The 13,700-nt window shown below is 70.8% G+C and carries 15 protein-coding genes; 7 read left to right on the forward strand and 8 right to left on the reverse strand.

Annotation, left to right across the window (positions count from 1 at the left end; all coding sequences use genetic code 11):
• Window positions 1-78: 78 nt before the first annotated feature.
• Both F0344_RS11160 and F0344_RS11165 read right to left on the reverse strand, forming a co-directional pair.
• Window positions 79-1,560 (reverse strand): DUF3152 domain-containing protein, encoded by a 1,482-nt coding sequence (locus tag F0344_RS11160; RefSeq protein WP_185298629.1) that lies wholly within the window; start codon window positions 1,558-1,560, stop codon window positions 79-81.
• Between the two features lie 8 nt (window positions 1,561-1,568).
• Complete coding sequence (locus tag F0344_RS11165) at window positions 1,569-2,534, reverse strand: alpha/beta fold hydrolase (RefSeq protein WP_185298630.1); 966 nt, start codon at window positions 2,532-2,534, stop codon at window positions 1,569-1,571.
• 110 nt (window positions 2,535-2,644) lie between these two features.
• Between F0344_RS11165 and F0344_RS11170 the strand changes: the two genes are divergently transcribed.
• The 4 genes from F0344_RS11170 (at window position 2,645) to F0344_RS11185 (ending at window position 4,618) form a co-directional block, all read left to right on the forward strand.
• Window positions 2,645-2,860 carry a hypothetical protein gene (locus F0344_RS11170; RefSeq protein ID WP_185298631.1) on the forward strand — a complete coding sequence of 72 codons (216 nt, stop codon included), beginning with the start codon at window positions 2,645-2,647 and terminating at the stop codon, window positions 2,858-2,860.
• 168 nt (window positions 2,861-3,028) lie between these two features.
• Window positions 3,029-3,670 (forward strand): TetR/AcrR family transcriptional regulator, encoded by a 642-nt coding sequence (locus F0344_RS11175; RefSeq protein WP_173315720.1) that lies wholly within the window; start codon window positions 3,029-3,031, stop codon window positions 3,668-3,670.
• 152 nt (window positions 3,671-3,822) lie between these two features.
• A complete protein-coding gene (locus F0344_RS11180; protein WP_185298632.1) occupies window positions 3,823-4,050 on the forward strand; it encodes a DUF3107 domain-containing protein in 228 nt (75 codons plus the stop codon).
• A gap of 295 nt (window positions 4,051-4,345) precedes the next feature.
• A complete protein-coding gene (locus tag F0344_RS11185; protein WP_185298633.1) occupies window positions 4,346-4,618 on the forward strand; it encodes a hypothetical protein in 273 nt (90 codons plus the stop codon).
• Window positions 4,619-4,640: 22 nt separating this feature from the next.
• On the opposite strand, the gene F0344_RS11190 is transcribed toward F0344_RS11185, so the two are convergent.
• Window positions 4,641-5,375: a ferritin-like fold-containing protein gene (locus tag F0344_RS11190; protein ID WP_185298634.1), complete on the reverse strand. Its 735-nt coding sequence runs from the start codon at window positions 5,373-5,375 to the stop codon at window positions 4,641-4,643.
• A 447-nt stretch (window positions 5,376-5,822) separates the two neighbouring features.
• On the opposite strand from F0344_RS11190, the gene F0344_RS11195 reads away from it, so the two are divergent.
• Window positions 5,823-7,853 (forward strand): DEAD/DEAH box helicase, encoded by a 2,031-nt coding sequence (locus tag F0344_RS11195; RefSeq protein ID WP_185298635.1) that lies wholly within the window; start codon window positions 5,823-5,825, stop codon window positions 7,851-7,853.
• Window positions 7,854-8,027: 174 nt separating this feature from the next.
• Window positions 8,028-8,876, forward strand: a complete 849-nt coding sequence (locus tag F0344_RS11200; RefSeq protein ID WP_185298636.1) for an alpha/beta fold hydrolase — start codon at window positions 8,028-8,030, stop codon at window positions 8,874-8,876.
• Between the two features lie 71 nt (window positions 8,877-8,947).
• Here F0344_RS11200 and F0344_RS11205 read toward each other — a convergent pair whose 3' ends face one another.
• Window positions 8,948-9,859 carry an NYN domain-containing protein gene (locus tag F0344_RS11205; protein WP_185298637.1) on the reverse strand — a complete coding sequence of 304 codons (912 nt, stop codon included), beginning with the start codon at window positions 9,857-9,859 and terminating at the stop codon, window positions 8,948-8,950.
• A 208-nt stretch (window positions 9,860-10,067) separates the two neighbouring features.
• Here F0344_RS11205 and F0344_RS11210 point away from each other — a divergent pair, with 208 nt between their 5' ends.
• Window positions 10,068-10,220, forward strand: coding sequence for a hypothetical protein (locus tag F0344_RS11210; protein ID WP_185298638.1), 153 nt, complete (start codon window positions 10,068-10,070; stop codon window positions 10,218-10,220).
• A 98-nt stretch (window positions 10,221-10,318) separates the two neighbouring features.
• Here F0344_RS11210 and F0344_RS11215 read toward each other — a convergent pair whose 3' ends face one another.
• The 4 genes from F0344_RS11215 to F0344_RS11230 form a co-directional block, all read right to left on the reverse strand.
• Complete coding sequence (locus F0344_RS11215) at window positions 10,319-10,924, reverse strand: MarC family protein (protein ID WP_185298639.1); 606 nt, start codon at window positions 10,922-10,924, stop codon at window positions 10,319-10,321.
• A gap of 161 nt (window positions 10,925-11,085) precedes the next feature.
• A complete protein-coding gene (locus F0344_RS11220) occupies window positions 11,086-11,952 on the reverse strand; it encodes a PHP domain-containing protein (RefSeq protein ID WP_185298640.1) in 867 nt (288 codons plus the stop codon).
• A gap of 98 nt (window positions 11,953-12,050) precedes the next feature.
• Window positions 12,051-12,695, reverse strand: a complete 645-nt coding sequence (locus F0344_RS11225) for a DUF6758 family protein (RefSeq protein ID WP_185298641.1) — start codon at window positions 12,693-12,695, stop codon at window positions 12,051-12,053.
• Between the two features lie 144 nt (window positions 12,696-12,839).
• Entirely contained in the window at window positions 12,840-13,424 is a 585-nt protein-coding gene (locus F0344_RS11230; protein WP_185298642.1) for a suppressor of fused domain protein, read from the reverse strand.
• Between the last annotated feature and the right edge of the window lie 276 nt (window positions 13,425-13,700).

Below are 13,700 nucleotides of genomic sequence, written 5' to 3' on the forward strand. Positions count from 1 at the left end.
GGTCGGTTGTCCCGACAGGCGAACGAGGGGCCCGCCGCAACGCCTTGACGGCGCGTCACCGAGGGTGGGAACGGACACTCAATTGCCCGGATACACCCAGGCGTTGGGGCGGCACTTGACCCCGCCGATGTTCAGGGACTTGGTCTGCTGCTGCATCACCGGGGCGAGCGCACCGGGTGTCTCGCAGTTCACGTGCCCGTATCCCAGCCGGTGGCCGACCTCGTGATTGATGAGCATCTGCCGGTAGTCCATCAGCTTCTCCGGACCGAAAGTCGACGAACCCTGGGCCCAGCGATAGGCGTTGATCATGATGCGATCGGTCGCGGCCGAATCGCAGGAGACGTTGTCCTGAGTCGTATCCAGACCTGATTTCGCGCACCAGACTCCCGTGGTCCCCGGACTCGCCAAGGTGATCACGAAATCGGCTTCGCCCGACGAGATCCGCTCGAATGTCATGGCACCGTTGTGTGCCCAGCTCCGGTCGTCGTTGAGCGTCTTCTGTACGGCGTCGGCGAAGAGTCCGCTGTCGAGGGCGAGCCCCTTTTCGACATCGATGCGGTAGCGGAACTTCCTGGCCTTGCCGGGCGCTTGAGCCAGCCCCGGAACGGCTTCGAACGTCCCGGCGGCCGTGAGATCAGGAGCGAGCGGATAGGGCTTCGCCATCTTCTGCGCGTACGTCAGGGGCTTGACCCGGGCCACCTTCGGCTGCGGGGTCGGCCTGGCGTCGGAGCGGGAGGCGTCCTTGCCGCCCTCGCGGTCCACTCCTGCCCCCTGCGAGGCGACGTCCCGGTCGGCGTCCGGGTCCTGGGCGACCTGCCCTGCCACCACGACGGCGAGCACGGTCGTGACGGCGGCTGCGGCGATGCCGGTGAGCGTACGGCCCTTCCCGCCCTTGCCCGATGCCGCACGCTCGGCCGTGTCGTCCGTGTCGCTCTCGAACGGCTGCTCTTCACTCCACCGAGTGACTGATTCGTACGGATCGGCTGACGACTCCGCGGCGGGCCGGGCACCGTCGAACGCGTCGACGAACTCCTTGCGGGGCCCCGGAAGCGCCGGGCCCTCGGTCACCCCGGGCCGCAGCCCGGTGCGCCGGTCGGCAGCGCGCAGCGCCGCCTGCTGGGCCGACACCTGCCGGGCCGCCGCCTGCTGGGCGGATGCCTGCTGCGCGGGGGTCTGGCCCGTGTCGAACACCTGCGGAACCTGGGGAGCCTGGAGCGGCATCCGTCGCGGCGGCCCGCCACGGGCCGCGCCGGCGAAGCCCGCAGGCGAGGGACCGGTCGGCCGGTCGCCGTACCGCTGCTGCGGCCCGGTCCCCCAGCCGCCGCCGGCCTCCCGCTGTTCAGGGTGGCCTCCGCGCACCTGCGGCACACCATGGAACGGGGTGTGCCCGTCACCATCCCCGGACGGCGTGGCGCCGCTGCGCCTGCGCCGACCGTTGCCGGCCCCGGCCGGGGCCGCCCCCGCCGGAGCGGCCCTTGACGGGCCCGTCCCGGGATCGCCTTCGGCGTTCGCGCTGCCCTGGCTCTTCGCCTCGGGGCCTTTTCGGCTATGTCGTCCCACGCCCCGGATCAGCTCCCGCCGCGTTCGTCGAGCAGGTCCCGGAACGCCTGGGCGACCGTCTCCGGGTACTCCATCATCGCCACGTGCCCGGCCTCGGGCAGTGTGACCAGCCGGGCGTCGCGGAAGGCCGCGGACGCCCTGCGTGCCATCCGGTACGAGACCAGCTGGTCCCGGCCGCCGTACACCAGCAGGGTCGGCGCGAGCACTCGCCCGGCCTGACGCCACAGTCCGTGCTGTCCGCCCAGTGTGTAGGCATCGACGATGCCACGGGCCGAGCGCGTCATGGCGTCCCAGAAGTACGGCAGCCCCAGCCGACGCTCCATTTCCGCCACCGCGTGACGGAATGCTTCTTCGGAGACCTGTGCCGGATCGCCGTAACAGAGTGCCATGACACCGCGCGTCCGTTGTTCGGCGGTCCAGTCCTTCGTGACCCGCGAGAAGAGGGACGCTACGCCCGGGACGGCCAGCAGCCCGGTCGGCAGGGCTGACCGCTGCACCCGGATCTCCGGCAGGGCGGGCGAGACCAGCGTGAGGGTGCGCACCAGGTCGGGGCGGACGGCGGCGACCCGGGTGGCGACCGTGCCACCCAGGGAATTGCCGAAGAGGTGGACGGGCCCCCGCCCCCCGGAGTCGAGCAGCCGGATAACGGCGCGCGCGTGCCCGGTCACCGAGTAATTCCCGTCGTCCGGCGGCGGCGAGTCCCCGAACCCGGGGAGGTCGAGCGCCTCGCTGTCGACCACGTCCCCCAACAGTGGCATCAGCGCCGACCAGTTCTGCGAGGAGCCGCCGAGCCCGTGGACGTAGAGGGCGGGGGCGAGCCCCTTACGCAGTGGCGGCCGGGACCGGACGGTCAGGGTGAGGCCCGCCAGCGCGACGGAACTCAGCCTCTCCCCCTCCGCGACCCTGACGGCACTGACCGTGGGCGCGACCGCGGCGGCGGCAGCGCGGGTACCCGGCAGCTCGGTCGAAGACATGCGGCAATGTTACGAGACGATCACGCCCTGGTTCATGTGTTCGCCGTCACAGGCCACATAGCGGCTCCGCACAGTTGCTCCTAGGCTTCAAGGGAGGGAAGGGAGCCACCATGACGGTCGACCCCAGCGACCCGGACACGTTCGAAGACGTCCCGCCCGACGGGCCCGGCCAGGAGACACCCGACGCCGACGCCGCCGAGCAGCAGGCGGATCTCCAGCCGCAGGGCGACGAGCCGCTGGCGGACATCGACCCGGAGAGTGCGAACGAGGCGGATGTAGCGGAGCAGACCCGCGTTGTCCCGCAGGATGAAGACGATTACCGGTAATGCGCCCCGCTTTGCTCTCCTACCGCGTTGATCTGTGGCTATCGCAGTCGTCCGGTCCATGAAATTCTGCGTCCGCGCCGCGCATACCCGGGTTACCCAAAAGTACGATGGCCGCACGGCGCAGCGTGGACGGATGAGCTGTGCTTGAACACAATTTTGGGAGGCGGCGTGACAGCCATCGAGCAGACAGAGGCAGCGCGCCCGCGGGGCACTCGCCTGCCCCGCCGTGCCCGACGCAATCAGTTGCTGGGCGCCGCGCAGGAGGTCTTCGTCGCGCAGGGTTACCACTCCGCCGCGATGGACGACATCGCCGAGCGGGCGGGCGTCAGCAAGCCGGTGCTGTACCAGCACTTCCCGGGCAAGCTGGAGCTCTATCTGGCCCTGCTCGACCAGCACTGCGAGTCGCTGCTCCAGGCGGTGCGTACGGCGCTGGCCTCGACGACGGACAACAAGCTGCGCGTCGAGGCGACGATGGACGCCTACTTCGCGTACGTGGAGGACGAGGGCGGGGCCTTCCGGCTCGTCTTCGAGTCCGACCTGACCAACGAGCCCGCGGTACGCGAACGGGTCGACCGCGTCTCGCTCCAGTGCGCCGAGGCCATCTCCGACGTCATCGCCGGTGACACGGGACTGTCCAAGGACGAGTCCATGCTGCTCGCGGTCGGCCTGGGCGGTGTCTCCCAGGTGGTGGCCCGCTACTGGCTCTCCAGCGGCTCCAGCATCCCCCGCGACACGGCGGTGCAGCTGCTGACCTCGCTCGCCTGGCGGGGCATCGCGGGCTTCCCGCTGCACGGCATCGAACAGCACTGACCCGCGCCGAGCCGGGCCGCGGCCCCCTCCCACCTCCGGTGTTCGCTGCGGGCGTTGCCGGTCGGGCCGTGGCCGCTCCCCTCACCGGGCTAATGTGTGCTGGGTACGGCGCGGTACACCGCGCAGAGACTGACCGTCGGAGGGACATAGCCGTGGAGGTCAAGATCGGGGTGCAGCACGCGCCCCGGGAGATCGTTCTGGAGAGCGGGCTTTCCGCCGAAAAGGTCGAGAGCGCGGTCGCCGAGGCGCTCGCCGGCAAGGCGCAGCTGCTCAGCCTCACGGACGTCAAGGGCCGCAAGGTTCTGGTGCCGGCCGACCGGATCGCGTACGTGGAGATCGGTGAGCCCAGCACCCGGCGGGTGGGGTTCGGCGCGCTCTAGGCGCGACGCACGACGCAACGGACAGGAGGAGCGGCCCGGCGGATCATCCGCCGGGCCGCTTCTTCGTCTCCTGTCACAAGCCCGGCGCGTCTGTCAGGCGTGCCCGGTGCGTCTGACGCGCATGCCCGGGTGCGTCTGCCACGGGTACCCGGCACACCTGCCACGCGCGCCCGCTACGCCGTCGGCCGTCCCCCGGAGGTGTTTCCGCCGACTGCGGGAGGGTTGCGTTCCGCGGGCCCCGGGTAAGAGCGCCTACGACCGATTTGCCCTCTCCGCAACCCCGAGGTGATCCTCTGTGATCTGGGAATCCTTCGGCTCCGTCGTGCTCGGACTCGCCCTTTCCTGGGCGGCGCTCCGCTCGCTGCCGGACCGGCTCCCGTCCGTCCGTGCGGTCTTTCTCACCGGCGCACTGGGTGCCCTGTTCGGCGCGTATCTGACGCACTCGGCGCTGGGGACGGGCCATCCGGTGGCGACCCTGGCCGGCGCGGTGTTCGTCGGGACGGTGACGCTGTCCCTGCTGATCCGCCCGCGAAGCCGCCGTCTGGCCCGTTCGGCGGCGGCCCAGTAGGGCCACCCGGCCGCGTGGGTGGCTACGCGGCGAGGCCGAGGGCCGCCATCCGCTTGGTGTGCGCCTCGGTGATCCTGGAGAACATACGGCCCACCTCGGCCAGATCGAATCCGTCGGCCACTCCGCCGACGAGCATCGTCGACAGCGCGTCACGGTCGGCGACGACCCGCTGGGCCTGCGAGAGCGCCTCGCCCATCAGCCGGCGGGCCCACAGCGCGAGCCGTCCGCCGACCCTGGGCTCGGCCTCGATGGCTGCCCGCACCTTCTCGACCGCGAAGTTCCCGTGTCCTGTGTCGTCGAGCACAGCCAGCACGAGGGACCGGGTGTCCGTGTCGAGCCGGGCCGCGACCTCGCGGTAGAAGTCACTGGCGATCGAGTCGCCCACGTATGCCTTGACCAGGCCCTCCAGCCAGTCCGACGGTGCGGTCTGGCGGTGGAAGTCGTCGAGCGCCTTGGCGAACGGCTCCATGGCCGCCGTGGGCTCTTCGTCGATCGCGGTGAGCCGCTCGGTCAGCCGCTCGAAATGATGGAATTCGGCAGAGGCCATCTTTGCCAGCTCCGCCTTGTCACCCAGGGTCGGAGCGAGTTTGGCGTCCTCGGCCAGTCGCTCGAAGGCCGCCAGTTCCCCATAGGCCAGTGCGCCGAGAAGATCGACGACGGCGGCGCGGTACTGCGGCGCGGCGGACGCGGTGGCCCAGTCCTGGGCGGCGATCCCGGTCGGTGCGGGGGCTTCATTGGCGTTGTCAGGCGTCTCCATGCAGCGCACAATAGCCGCCCCCAGCAGAGGGGTAAGGACCCGGCCGACCATGGACCTCACACCGTTCCGATGAATTCGCCCGACACACATGCGCGAATCCGGGGTACAGTGGTATTGCGCTTACTGAGCATTGACTGTGCTCGGAGCGCTTTTGAATGAGGATGCCCGGTCGGTGGCCCGATCGGCTCCGACCCGACAGCCCTCCACGCGGGGCGTACGACACGTACGACCGCAGATGAGGGGCCCCCTCAGCGGCACGAGCGCTCGAGCGACGGCAGTGGTCCCGCGCCACCCGGCCCATCCACGGCCGGATGACCAACCCCGGCACGGTACGACCCCCAGCGTTCGCCTCGGACCGCGTCTCACAGAAGAGGCAGCACACTGACTACGTTCCGCGACCTCGGAATCCTTCCCGAGACGGCCGAAGCCCTTGAGGCAGTCGGCATCATGTCCCCCTTCCCGATCCAGGAGATGACGCTCCCCGTAGCGCTCTCCGGCTCCGACGTCATCGGCCAGGCCAAGACCGGCACCGGCAAGACGCTCGGCTTCGGCCTCCCGCTCCTGGAGCGCGTCACCGTCCCCGCCGATGTCGAGGCGGGGCGCGCCGCGCCCGACAAGCTGACCGACGCGCCGCAGGCCCTGATCGTCGTCCCGACCCGTGAGCTGTGCCAGCAGGTCACCAACGACCTGCTCACCGCCGGCAAGGTCCGCAACGTCCGCGTCCTGGCGATCTACGGCGGCCGTGCGTACGAGCCGCAGGTCGAGGCGCTCAAGAAGGGCGTCGACGTGATCGTCGGTACCCCGGGCCGTCTCCTGGACCTGGCGGGCCAGCGCAAGCTCGACCTGTCGCACATCCGCGTGCTCGTCCTCGACGAGGCCGACGAGATGCTCGACCTGGGCTTCCTGCCCGACGTCGAGCGCATCATCACGATGCTGCCGCCGAAGCGCCAGACGATGCTGTTCTCGGCCACCATGCCGGGCGCGGTCATCAGCCTGGCGCGGCGTTACATGTCGCAGCCGACACACATCAACGCGACCTCGCCCGATGACGAGGGCACGACCGTCAAGAACACCGCGCAGCACGTCTACCGCGCGCACAACATGGACAAGCCGGAGATGCTGTCGCGCATCCTCCAGGCCGAGGGCCGCGGGCTCGCGATGGTCTTCTGCCGTACGAAGCGCACGGCTGCCGACATCGCCGAGCAGCTGGCGAAGCGTGGTTTCGCTTCCGGCGCGGTCCACGGCGACCTCGGCCAGGGCGCCCGTGAACAGGCGCTGCGCGCCTTCCGCAACGGCAAGGTGGACGTCCTCGTCTGCACCGACGTCGCCGCGCGCGGTATCGACGTCGAGGGTGTCACCCACGTCGTCAACTACCAGTCGCCCGAGGACGAGAAGACCTACCTCCACCGCATCGGCCGTACCGGCCGCGCAGGGGCCAAGGGCATCGCGATCACGCTGGTGGACTGGGACGACATCCCGCGCTGGCAGCTGATCAACAAGGCGCTCGACCTGAAGTTCCCGGACCCGGTCGAGACGTACTCCACGTCGCCGCACTTCTACGAGGAGCTCAACATCCCGGCCGGCACCAAGGGTGTCCTGCCGCGTGCCGAGCGGACTCGTGCGGGTCTGCGGGCGGAGGAGCTCGAGGACCTCGGCGAGACCGGCGGCCGCGGCCGCAAGTCCGCCGCCTCGGCCCCGGCGCCCGTCCGTGAGGAGCGCCCGGCGCGTACGCCGCGCCAGCGTCGTCGTACCCGCGGTGGCGGCACGCTGGAGGAGGGCACCGTCACGGTGCCCGCCCCGGCGACCGAGGCCGTCGTCGAGCCCGCGGCCGACGCCGACGCGTCGGAGCCGCGTACGCCGCGGCGTCGCCGCCGTGCCCGTGTCGGCGCCCCCGAGGGTGTCGCCCAGGAAGCAGTGGCCGAGGCAGCGGTCGCCGTGGCCGAGGCCGCACCGGTCGCCGTCGAGGACGTCGCGGTGCCCGTGGCCGAGGAGAAGCCGCGCCGCCGCCGCGCGCCCCGTACGACCGCCGCCGAGCCGGTGGCCGAGACGGTGACGGAAGCTCCCGCACCCAAGGTGAGGGCCACCCGCAGCAAGGCCGCCGCAGAGGTGGCGGCCGACTTCCAGACCGTCGCGGCCACCGAGCCGGTCACCAAGCCGCGCCGCCGCGCCCGTGTCGTCAAGCCCGCCGTCGACGAGGTCGACTTCCAGATCGCCCCGCCGTCCGAGCCGGTGACCGAGACGCGTCGCAGGACGCGTACCGCCACCAAGCCGAAGACGGAAGCGGTCACGGAGGCCCCGGCCGCCGAGGGTGAGACCAAGCCGCACCGCCGCCGTCCGCGTGCCGCGGTGAAGGCCGAGGCCGTCGAGGCGACCACGTCCGTGGTGACCGAGTGCGAGTCCGAGGCCCCCGCGAAGCCGCGCCGCCGCCGCGCCCCCCGCGCGACGGCCAAGGCCGAAGCGGTCACGACCGAGAGCTGATCCCGCCGCACGACACCGCACGACGACGCACAACAGCGTGCACGGCGTGTACGACATGAGGGGCCGGGTACTCCGCACCACGCGGAGTACCCGGCCCCTCATGCGTGCGCGGTCCCTCCTGCGTACGCCCCGGGCGCGCCCGCCCTTCGCCGCGTCCGGCGATAGCCTCGTTCCATGAGCAGGCCACCCACCTTCACCCCGCCTCCCTGCGCCCGCGCCCGCACGCTGCGGACCGCGCGCGGGGACTTCGCCGTACTGGACGCCGTACCGCGTACCGAGGCGCGCGCCACCGCGCTCCTGCTGCCCGGATACACCGGCAGCAAGGAGGACTTCATCGCTCTGCTCGAACCGCTCGCCGAGGCCGGCTACCGCGTCGTCTCCGTGGACGGCCGCGGGCAGTACGAGACGGAGGGTACGGACCGTCAGGAGGCTTACGCACAGGCGGAGTTGGCGCGCGACGTCCTCGCACAGGCCGAGGCGCTGGGCGCCGGGGAGAACCGTCTTCACCTGCTGGGCCACTCACTGGGCGGCCAGGTGGCCCGCGCAGCCGTGCTGCTGGACGGTTCCCCGTTCCGTTCGCTGACCCTCCTGTCCTCCGGGCCCGCGGAGGTCGTCCCCGACCAGCGGGACAGGATCAAGATGCTCGGCGACGCCCTGCGCACGATGACCATGGGCGACGTCTGGGAAGCCATGCGGACCTTCGACCCGCCGCAGGACGCCGATACCGGCGGCGGCGAGGATCTGCGCCGCCGCTGGCTGCGCCACAGTCCCGCCCAGCTCGTGGCGACCGGTGCCCAGCTGTCCGCTGAGCCGGACCGGGTGGCGGAGCTCGCCGCCCTTCCCCTGCCCTTCCACGTCGTGTCGGGCGAGCGTGACGACGTCTGGCCCGTCGAGCGGTTCGACGACATGGCCCGGCGGCTGGGAGCCCGGCGCACCACCGTGGTGGGCGCCGAGCACTCCCCCAACACGGCCCGTCCCCTGGAGACGGCGGCGGCGCTGGTCTCCTTCTGGGACAGCCACTGACCTCCCGTTCCCACATCGGGAAACGGCCGCTCCGCGCTCCCCATGAGCGGGAGCACGGAGCGGCCGCCGGCTCAGTACTGGGACTGCAGATGCTGCCAGAAGCCGTCGCGCAGCGCCCGCCGCAGATGGGCGTGGCCGCGCAGAGAGTGCTGGAGCAGCCGCTCGGCCTCCACCAGGAGGTCCTGATCGACGGAGCCCGGCAGATAGGGATGCCCGGGCAGCAGGTCGGCCAGGGACTCGCGGCCCCGGGCGGAGAGCCAGGTGGCCGCGATCTGGGCGCCGACGAAGCGGACGTTCTCCCGCGAGGGGGCCGGGGTGTCGTCCTCGTACGTGGTGACGGAACGCCGGGTGACGTAAGGGCGGCAGAAGTCGAGGTCGAAGGTGCGCGTGCTGTCGACCTCCCACAGCAGCGGTTCCGCCTGGTTGCGGCCCTCTCCCGCCTCGATGCCCCAGAGATGGACGCGCGCCCCGTACCCCTGCGCCGCCTCGACCGCCGACACCAGGTCCTCGTCCCCGCCGACGAGCGCCGCGTCACTGATGGCCCGGTGTCGGGCGAGCGATTCGAGGTCGGTGCGGATCAGCGAATCGACGCCCTTCTGCTGGTTGTTGGCGTTGAGGTTTCCCAGCCTGACCTTGACGTCGGGAAGTTCGGCGATCGCCTGCTGCTCGACGGTGTGGATACGGCGCCTGGCCCCGTCGTACCAGTAGACGCGCAGCAGCCTGCTGTCCGCGAAGATCGTCCGCGCCTTGTCGATGAGGGCCTCGATCATTCCTTCGCCGTCGAGGTCGAAGTTGCGGCGGTCCTCCGTACCCGTGACGAGCAGCCCTGCCGCGGCGTACACATAACCCGCGTCCACGAAGATCGCGTGCGTCGAAGGGGTCTTCGACACCTCCGAGAGCACCCGTGTGAGCAGCTCGTTGGTGCGGTCCAGGTACTCGCGGACATCGGCCTGGCCCTCCGACGGCTCGTCCACTTCGTTCATGCGGACCTCACCGGCTGCGCCTGCACAGCTACTGAATGGTAGTTAGGCATCCAAAAAATTTCCTTAGCGTAGGGAATGTTTGCGGTAGGCAAGCCGTTGTACACCTAGTGGAGCGCGGGCAGAGATGCTTTGCGCTCCTCAACTTGCGGACGGGTCGCCCCGTCCTCCAGCAGTTCTCCAGCAGGAGGATCAGACGAAGGGAAGCCATATGCGCTTCGAGATCATGCGACTCGACGATGTCGACGGTACCGCCGTGGACAGCACCGTCGTGGACGCCGCCTCCGTCAACCGGATGGTGCAGCGGGCCGCAGCCATAGGCCAGCGCATCTACATCCGGCCGGCCGACAGCTCGGCTTCGTAACGCCTGACAGAGCATTGCGCCGCTAAAGACGAAGCGCCCCCGTACGGCAGGACCGTACGGGGGCGCTATGGCGTCCGGGGCCGTGGACCGGACAGGTTTCAGGAGTTCTGGATGACCTGGGTGACGCCGTTGATGATCTGCTGGACGGCGATGGCCGACAGCATCATCCCGGCGAGTCTGGTCACGAGCACCACGCCGCCGTCCTTGATGACGCGGATGATGAGCAGCGAGTAGCGCATCGCGAGCCAGAGAACGACGTGCATGGCGACGATGGCGGCCCAGACCGAGATCTGGCCCGCCGCCCCGTCGGCGTCCTGCACCGCGAGGATCACCGAGACGATCGCACCGGGGCCCGCGAGCAGCGGCATTCCCAGCGGTACGAGCGCCACGTTGACGTCCTTGGTCTGCGTGGGCTCGTCGGTCTTGCCGGTGAGCAGGTCGAGCGCGATGAGCAGCAGGAGCAGTCCGCCCGCGATCATCAGCGCGGGGACCGAGACATGGAGATAGTCGAGGATCTGCTGGCCGAGCAGACCGAACACGGCGATCACACCGAAGGCGACCGCGACGGCCTGGAAGGCCATTCCGCGCTGGACCTTGGTGGGGCGCCCTGCGGTGAGGGCCAGGAAGATGGGGGTGATTCCGGGCGGATCCATAATCACAAAAAGCGTGAGAAAAAGGGATCCGAAGACAGCGACGTCGAACACAGTGAGCCTTGCGAGTGGGAAGCGGGTCGAACAGGAGGGGCGCGGCCCGGCGGCAGCGTGACAGCAGCCGTACGCGGCCATGGCGGCCGGCGTGCCGAGGGGTGACGGGAAGACGTGAAGTACGGCGCGGGCACCGTGTGCGGCCTCGGAGCGGCCGGGTCTTACGGGCGGCGGGGTCCACCGGCGCCCGGCACCGGGAAGGCTCCCGCCGCACGCCGGGTGATCTCGCCGTAGATCTCGGGGTCGGTCGTGTACTCACCGAGCCGCACGGTCTTGCGGCTGCCGTGGTAGTCGCTGGAGCCGGTGGTCAGCAGTCCCAGATCACCGGCGAGTCCGCGCAGCCGGGCCCTGGTGGGCGCGTCGTGGTCCATGTGGTCGACCTCGATGCCGTCGAGCCCGGCCGAGGCGAGCAGCCCGATCGACTCCTCGGGCACCACGTCGCCCCGCTTCACGGCGAGCGGATGGGCGAAGACGGTGACTCCGCCCGCGGCCTTGACCAGCCGGATCGCGTCGAAGGGGTCGAGTTCGTGCTTCTCGGCGTACGCGCGTCCGCCGTTGGCGAGCCACTCGGGCGTGAAGGCGTCGGACACGGTCTCGACGACGCCGAGGTCGACGAGTGCGGTGGCGATGTGCGGGCGGCCGACCGAGCCGTCCCCGGCGATGGCCGCGACCTGCTCCCAGGTGACCGGGACGCCCAGCTCCTGGAGCCTGAGCACCATGGTCTGCGCGCGCGGCACCCGGTCGTCCCGTACCAGCTCGCGCTCTCCGGCCAGTTCGGGCTCGTGCGGGTCGAAGAGGTACGCCAGCATGTGCAGGCTCACGCCGTCGATCCGGCAGGAGAGCTCGGCGCCGGTGACGAGGGTGAGGCCCTCCGGCAGGGCCGCGATCGCTTCGGCGTGCCCCGCGACCGTGTCGTGGTCGGTGAGCGCGACGACGTCGAGACCCGCGGCGGCTGCGTTGGCCACCAGCTCGGCGGGGGTGTCCGTGCCGTCCGACGCGGTGGAGTGGGTGTGCAGGTCGATGCGCACGACGCGTACTCCAGAGCTCGCGGACGGACAGGGGGACGCTCAAGGATAACCGGCGCACACACTGCCCCCGCCCGTCCGGCCGCCCACCAGGGGGCCCGTCAGGGGGGAGTGAGCAGCCGCGGAGTGAGCGCGCCGCACGGGATGAGCTCCACTTCGGCCCCGGCGTCCCGCAGATCCGTCAGCACCAGCTCGTCGTACATCAGCAGCCCGGACTGTTCGGGCCAGAGGATCGCCCAGAGCCACAGCCCGCGCGCCTCGCCCGCGAAGACGGCCCGGTCGTCCGGGGCCCCCTTGACGTGCCAGAGAGGTGTCGGGCGTCCGGCGGCGAGCACCTTGGCCTCGGGCGCCCCGTTGACGCACAGCTGCGGGCCGGGGTCGGGTCCGTCCAGGCCGGCGTACCGCGCCCCGAGTCCCACACCGAGCTCCTCCGCGACGAGCAGCAGCTCACCGAAACCGCCGAGCGGTCCGGGACCCGAGCAGGCTACGGCGGTGGCGCGCCCGCCGCTGCGGTCGTCCCCCGCGGACGCCACGCCAGTGAACACCCAGCCCACAGGCAGCGGCCAGGGCATCCACACCGGTACCTGCGCGCGGTGCACCACGACGCCGAGAGAGCCGACGCTGGGCGGGGTCACCGGCTGCATCGGGTACACCTCGCCGTGCACGGGGCACTGCCAGGAGTCGGCAAACAGACCGGGCGCCCTGACCCGGCCACCGCACTTCGGGCAACTGGGTTCGCCCCTCATAGGGTCCAACGGTCCTCCCCGGTGGTCGCCGCGTCAAGGACGATCACCCGTCCGCAGCGTGGCTTCGCCCCGGAAACCAGGTGCAGGTCACACCTGACGACCCCCGGCCCGCACCAACCGGCCGCGCCCGCTGTGCCGTTCGTCTCAGTCGAGTGCCACCGACGTACGCAGCGGATCGCGCAGATCCGTGCCGTGCGACAACCACCGTTCCTGAAGCTCCTGCGCCCCTCTGACCCTCTTCCAGGCGGCCTCGTTGTGCGTCATCGGCAGGAGCGGCAGGAAATGCACGGGGTCCATGGGCGAATCCAGCTCCAGGTCCTCGACGAGCCCGCCCGGTTCGGCGACCAGGACGGAGCTGAAGGGCGCGCCCGGCCACAGCGGCTGCCCCACGTCGAGGGAGGCACCGGGCGCCACGATCAGCCCCTCGACCTGCGGGGACGCGGCCAGTACGGCCAGCGGGCGCAGCACCTGGTCGGTGTCGGCGAGCCCTGCCCGTACGGACAGGATCAGCTCGGCTCGCGGTCCCTTCACCGGGTCGGCGAGGGGTGATGTGGGGTCCGCCATCGGCTGTCCGGACATCCCGAGCGTGGCGTAGCGCACCACGTCCCCGTCGATGAATCGGAGCACCTGGATGCGGTCCGTACCGAGGAAGGTCACGTCGGCGCGTGCGTCCGGTTCACCGAGGGCCGTACGGAGCCGTGCCTCGACCAGCGCAAGAATTTCTTCCATCCCGCGAGCATAGGTCGCGTCGGGAACGGGCAAAGAAAGGGATTGACCCTTGGTCGGCTGGTAGCCTGACCGCCAGCCGGGACAGCACGCAGAAGCGTTGCTCTCAGTCCTGGCAACACGTCGTCCCCCACGGGGGACCGGCCGGAGGAGGTGGGGACTGCCATGGATCCAAGTCGACCGTGCAGTACCGACCGCTCTTCCGCCCGACGCCTTCCCTCTGCCGCCTGAAGCCTTCACGATCAAGGCCCACGGCAGTTCGCGCGACGGAAGAGCCCC

Source organism: Streptomyces finlayi (genome assembly GCF_014216315.1).
In the GTDB taxonomy this organism is placed as follows: Bacteria; Actinomycetota; Actinomycetes; order Streptomycetales; family Streptomycetaceae; genus Streptomyces; species Streptomyces finlayi_A.

Excerpts from the sequence above, each read along its gene's own strand:
- F0344_RS11225 (WP_185298641.1), bottom strand. The coding sequence starts at position 12,695 with ATGAGGGGCGAACCCAGTTGCCCGAAGTGCGGTGGCCGGGTCAGGGCG.
- F0344_RS11170 (WP_185298631.1), top strand. The coding sequence starts at position 2,645 with ATGACGGTCGACCCCAGCGACCCGGACACGTTCGAAGACGTCCCGCCC.
- F0344_RS11195 (WP_185298635.1), top strand. The coding sequence starts at position 5,823 with ATGTCCCCCTTCCCGATCCAGGAGATGACGCTCCCCGTAGCGCTCTCC.
- F0344_RS11230 (WP_185298642.1), bottom strand. The coding sequence starts at position 13,424 with ATGGAAGAAATTCTTGCGCTGGTCGAGGCACGGCTCCGTACGGCCCTC.
- F0344_RS11200 (WP_185298636.1), top strand. The coding sequence starts at position 8,028 with ATGAGCAGGCCACCCACCTTCACCCCGCCTCCCTGCGCCCGCGCCCGC.
- F0344_RS11165 (WP_185298630.1), bottom strand. The coding sequence starts at position 2,534 with ATGTCTTCGACCGAGCTGCCGGGTACCCGCGCTGCCGCCGCCGCGGTC.
- F0344_RS11190 (WP_185298634.1), bottom strand. The coding sequence starts at position 5,375 with ATGGAGACGCCTGACAACGCCAATGAAGCCCCCGCACCGACCGGGATC.
- F0344_RS11210 (WP_185298638.1), top strand. The coding sequence starts at position 10,068 with ATGCGCTTCGAGATCATGCGACTCGACGATGTCGACGGTACCGCCGTG.
- F0344_RS11205 (WP_185298637.1), bottom strand. The coding sequence starts at position 9,859 with ATGAACGAAGTGGACGAGCCGTCGGAGGGCCAGGCCGATGTCCGCGAG.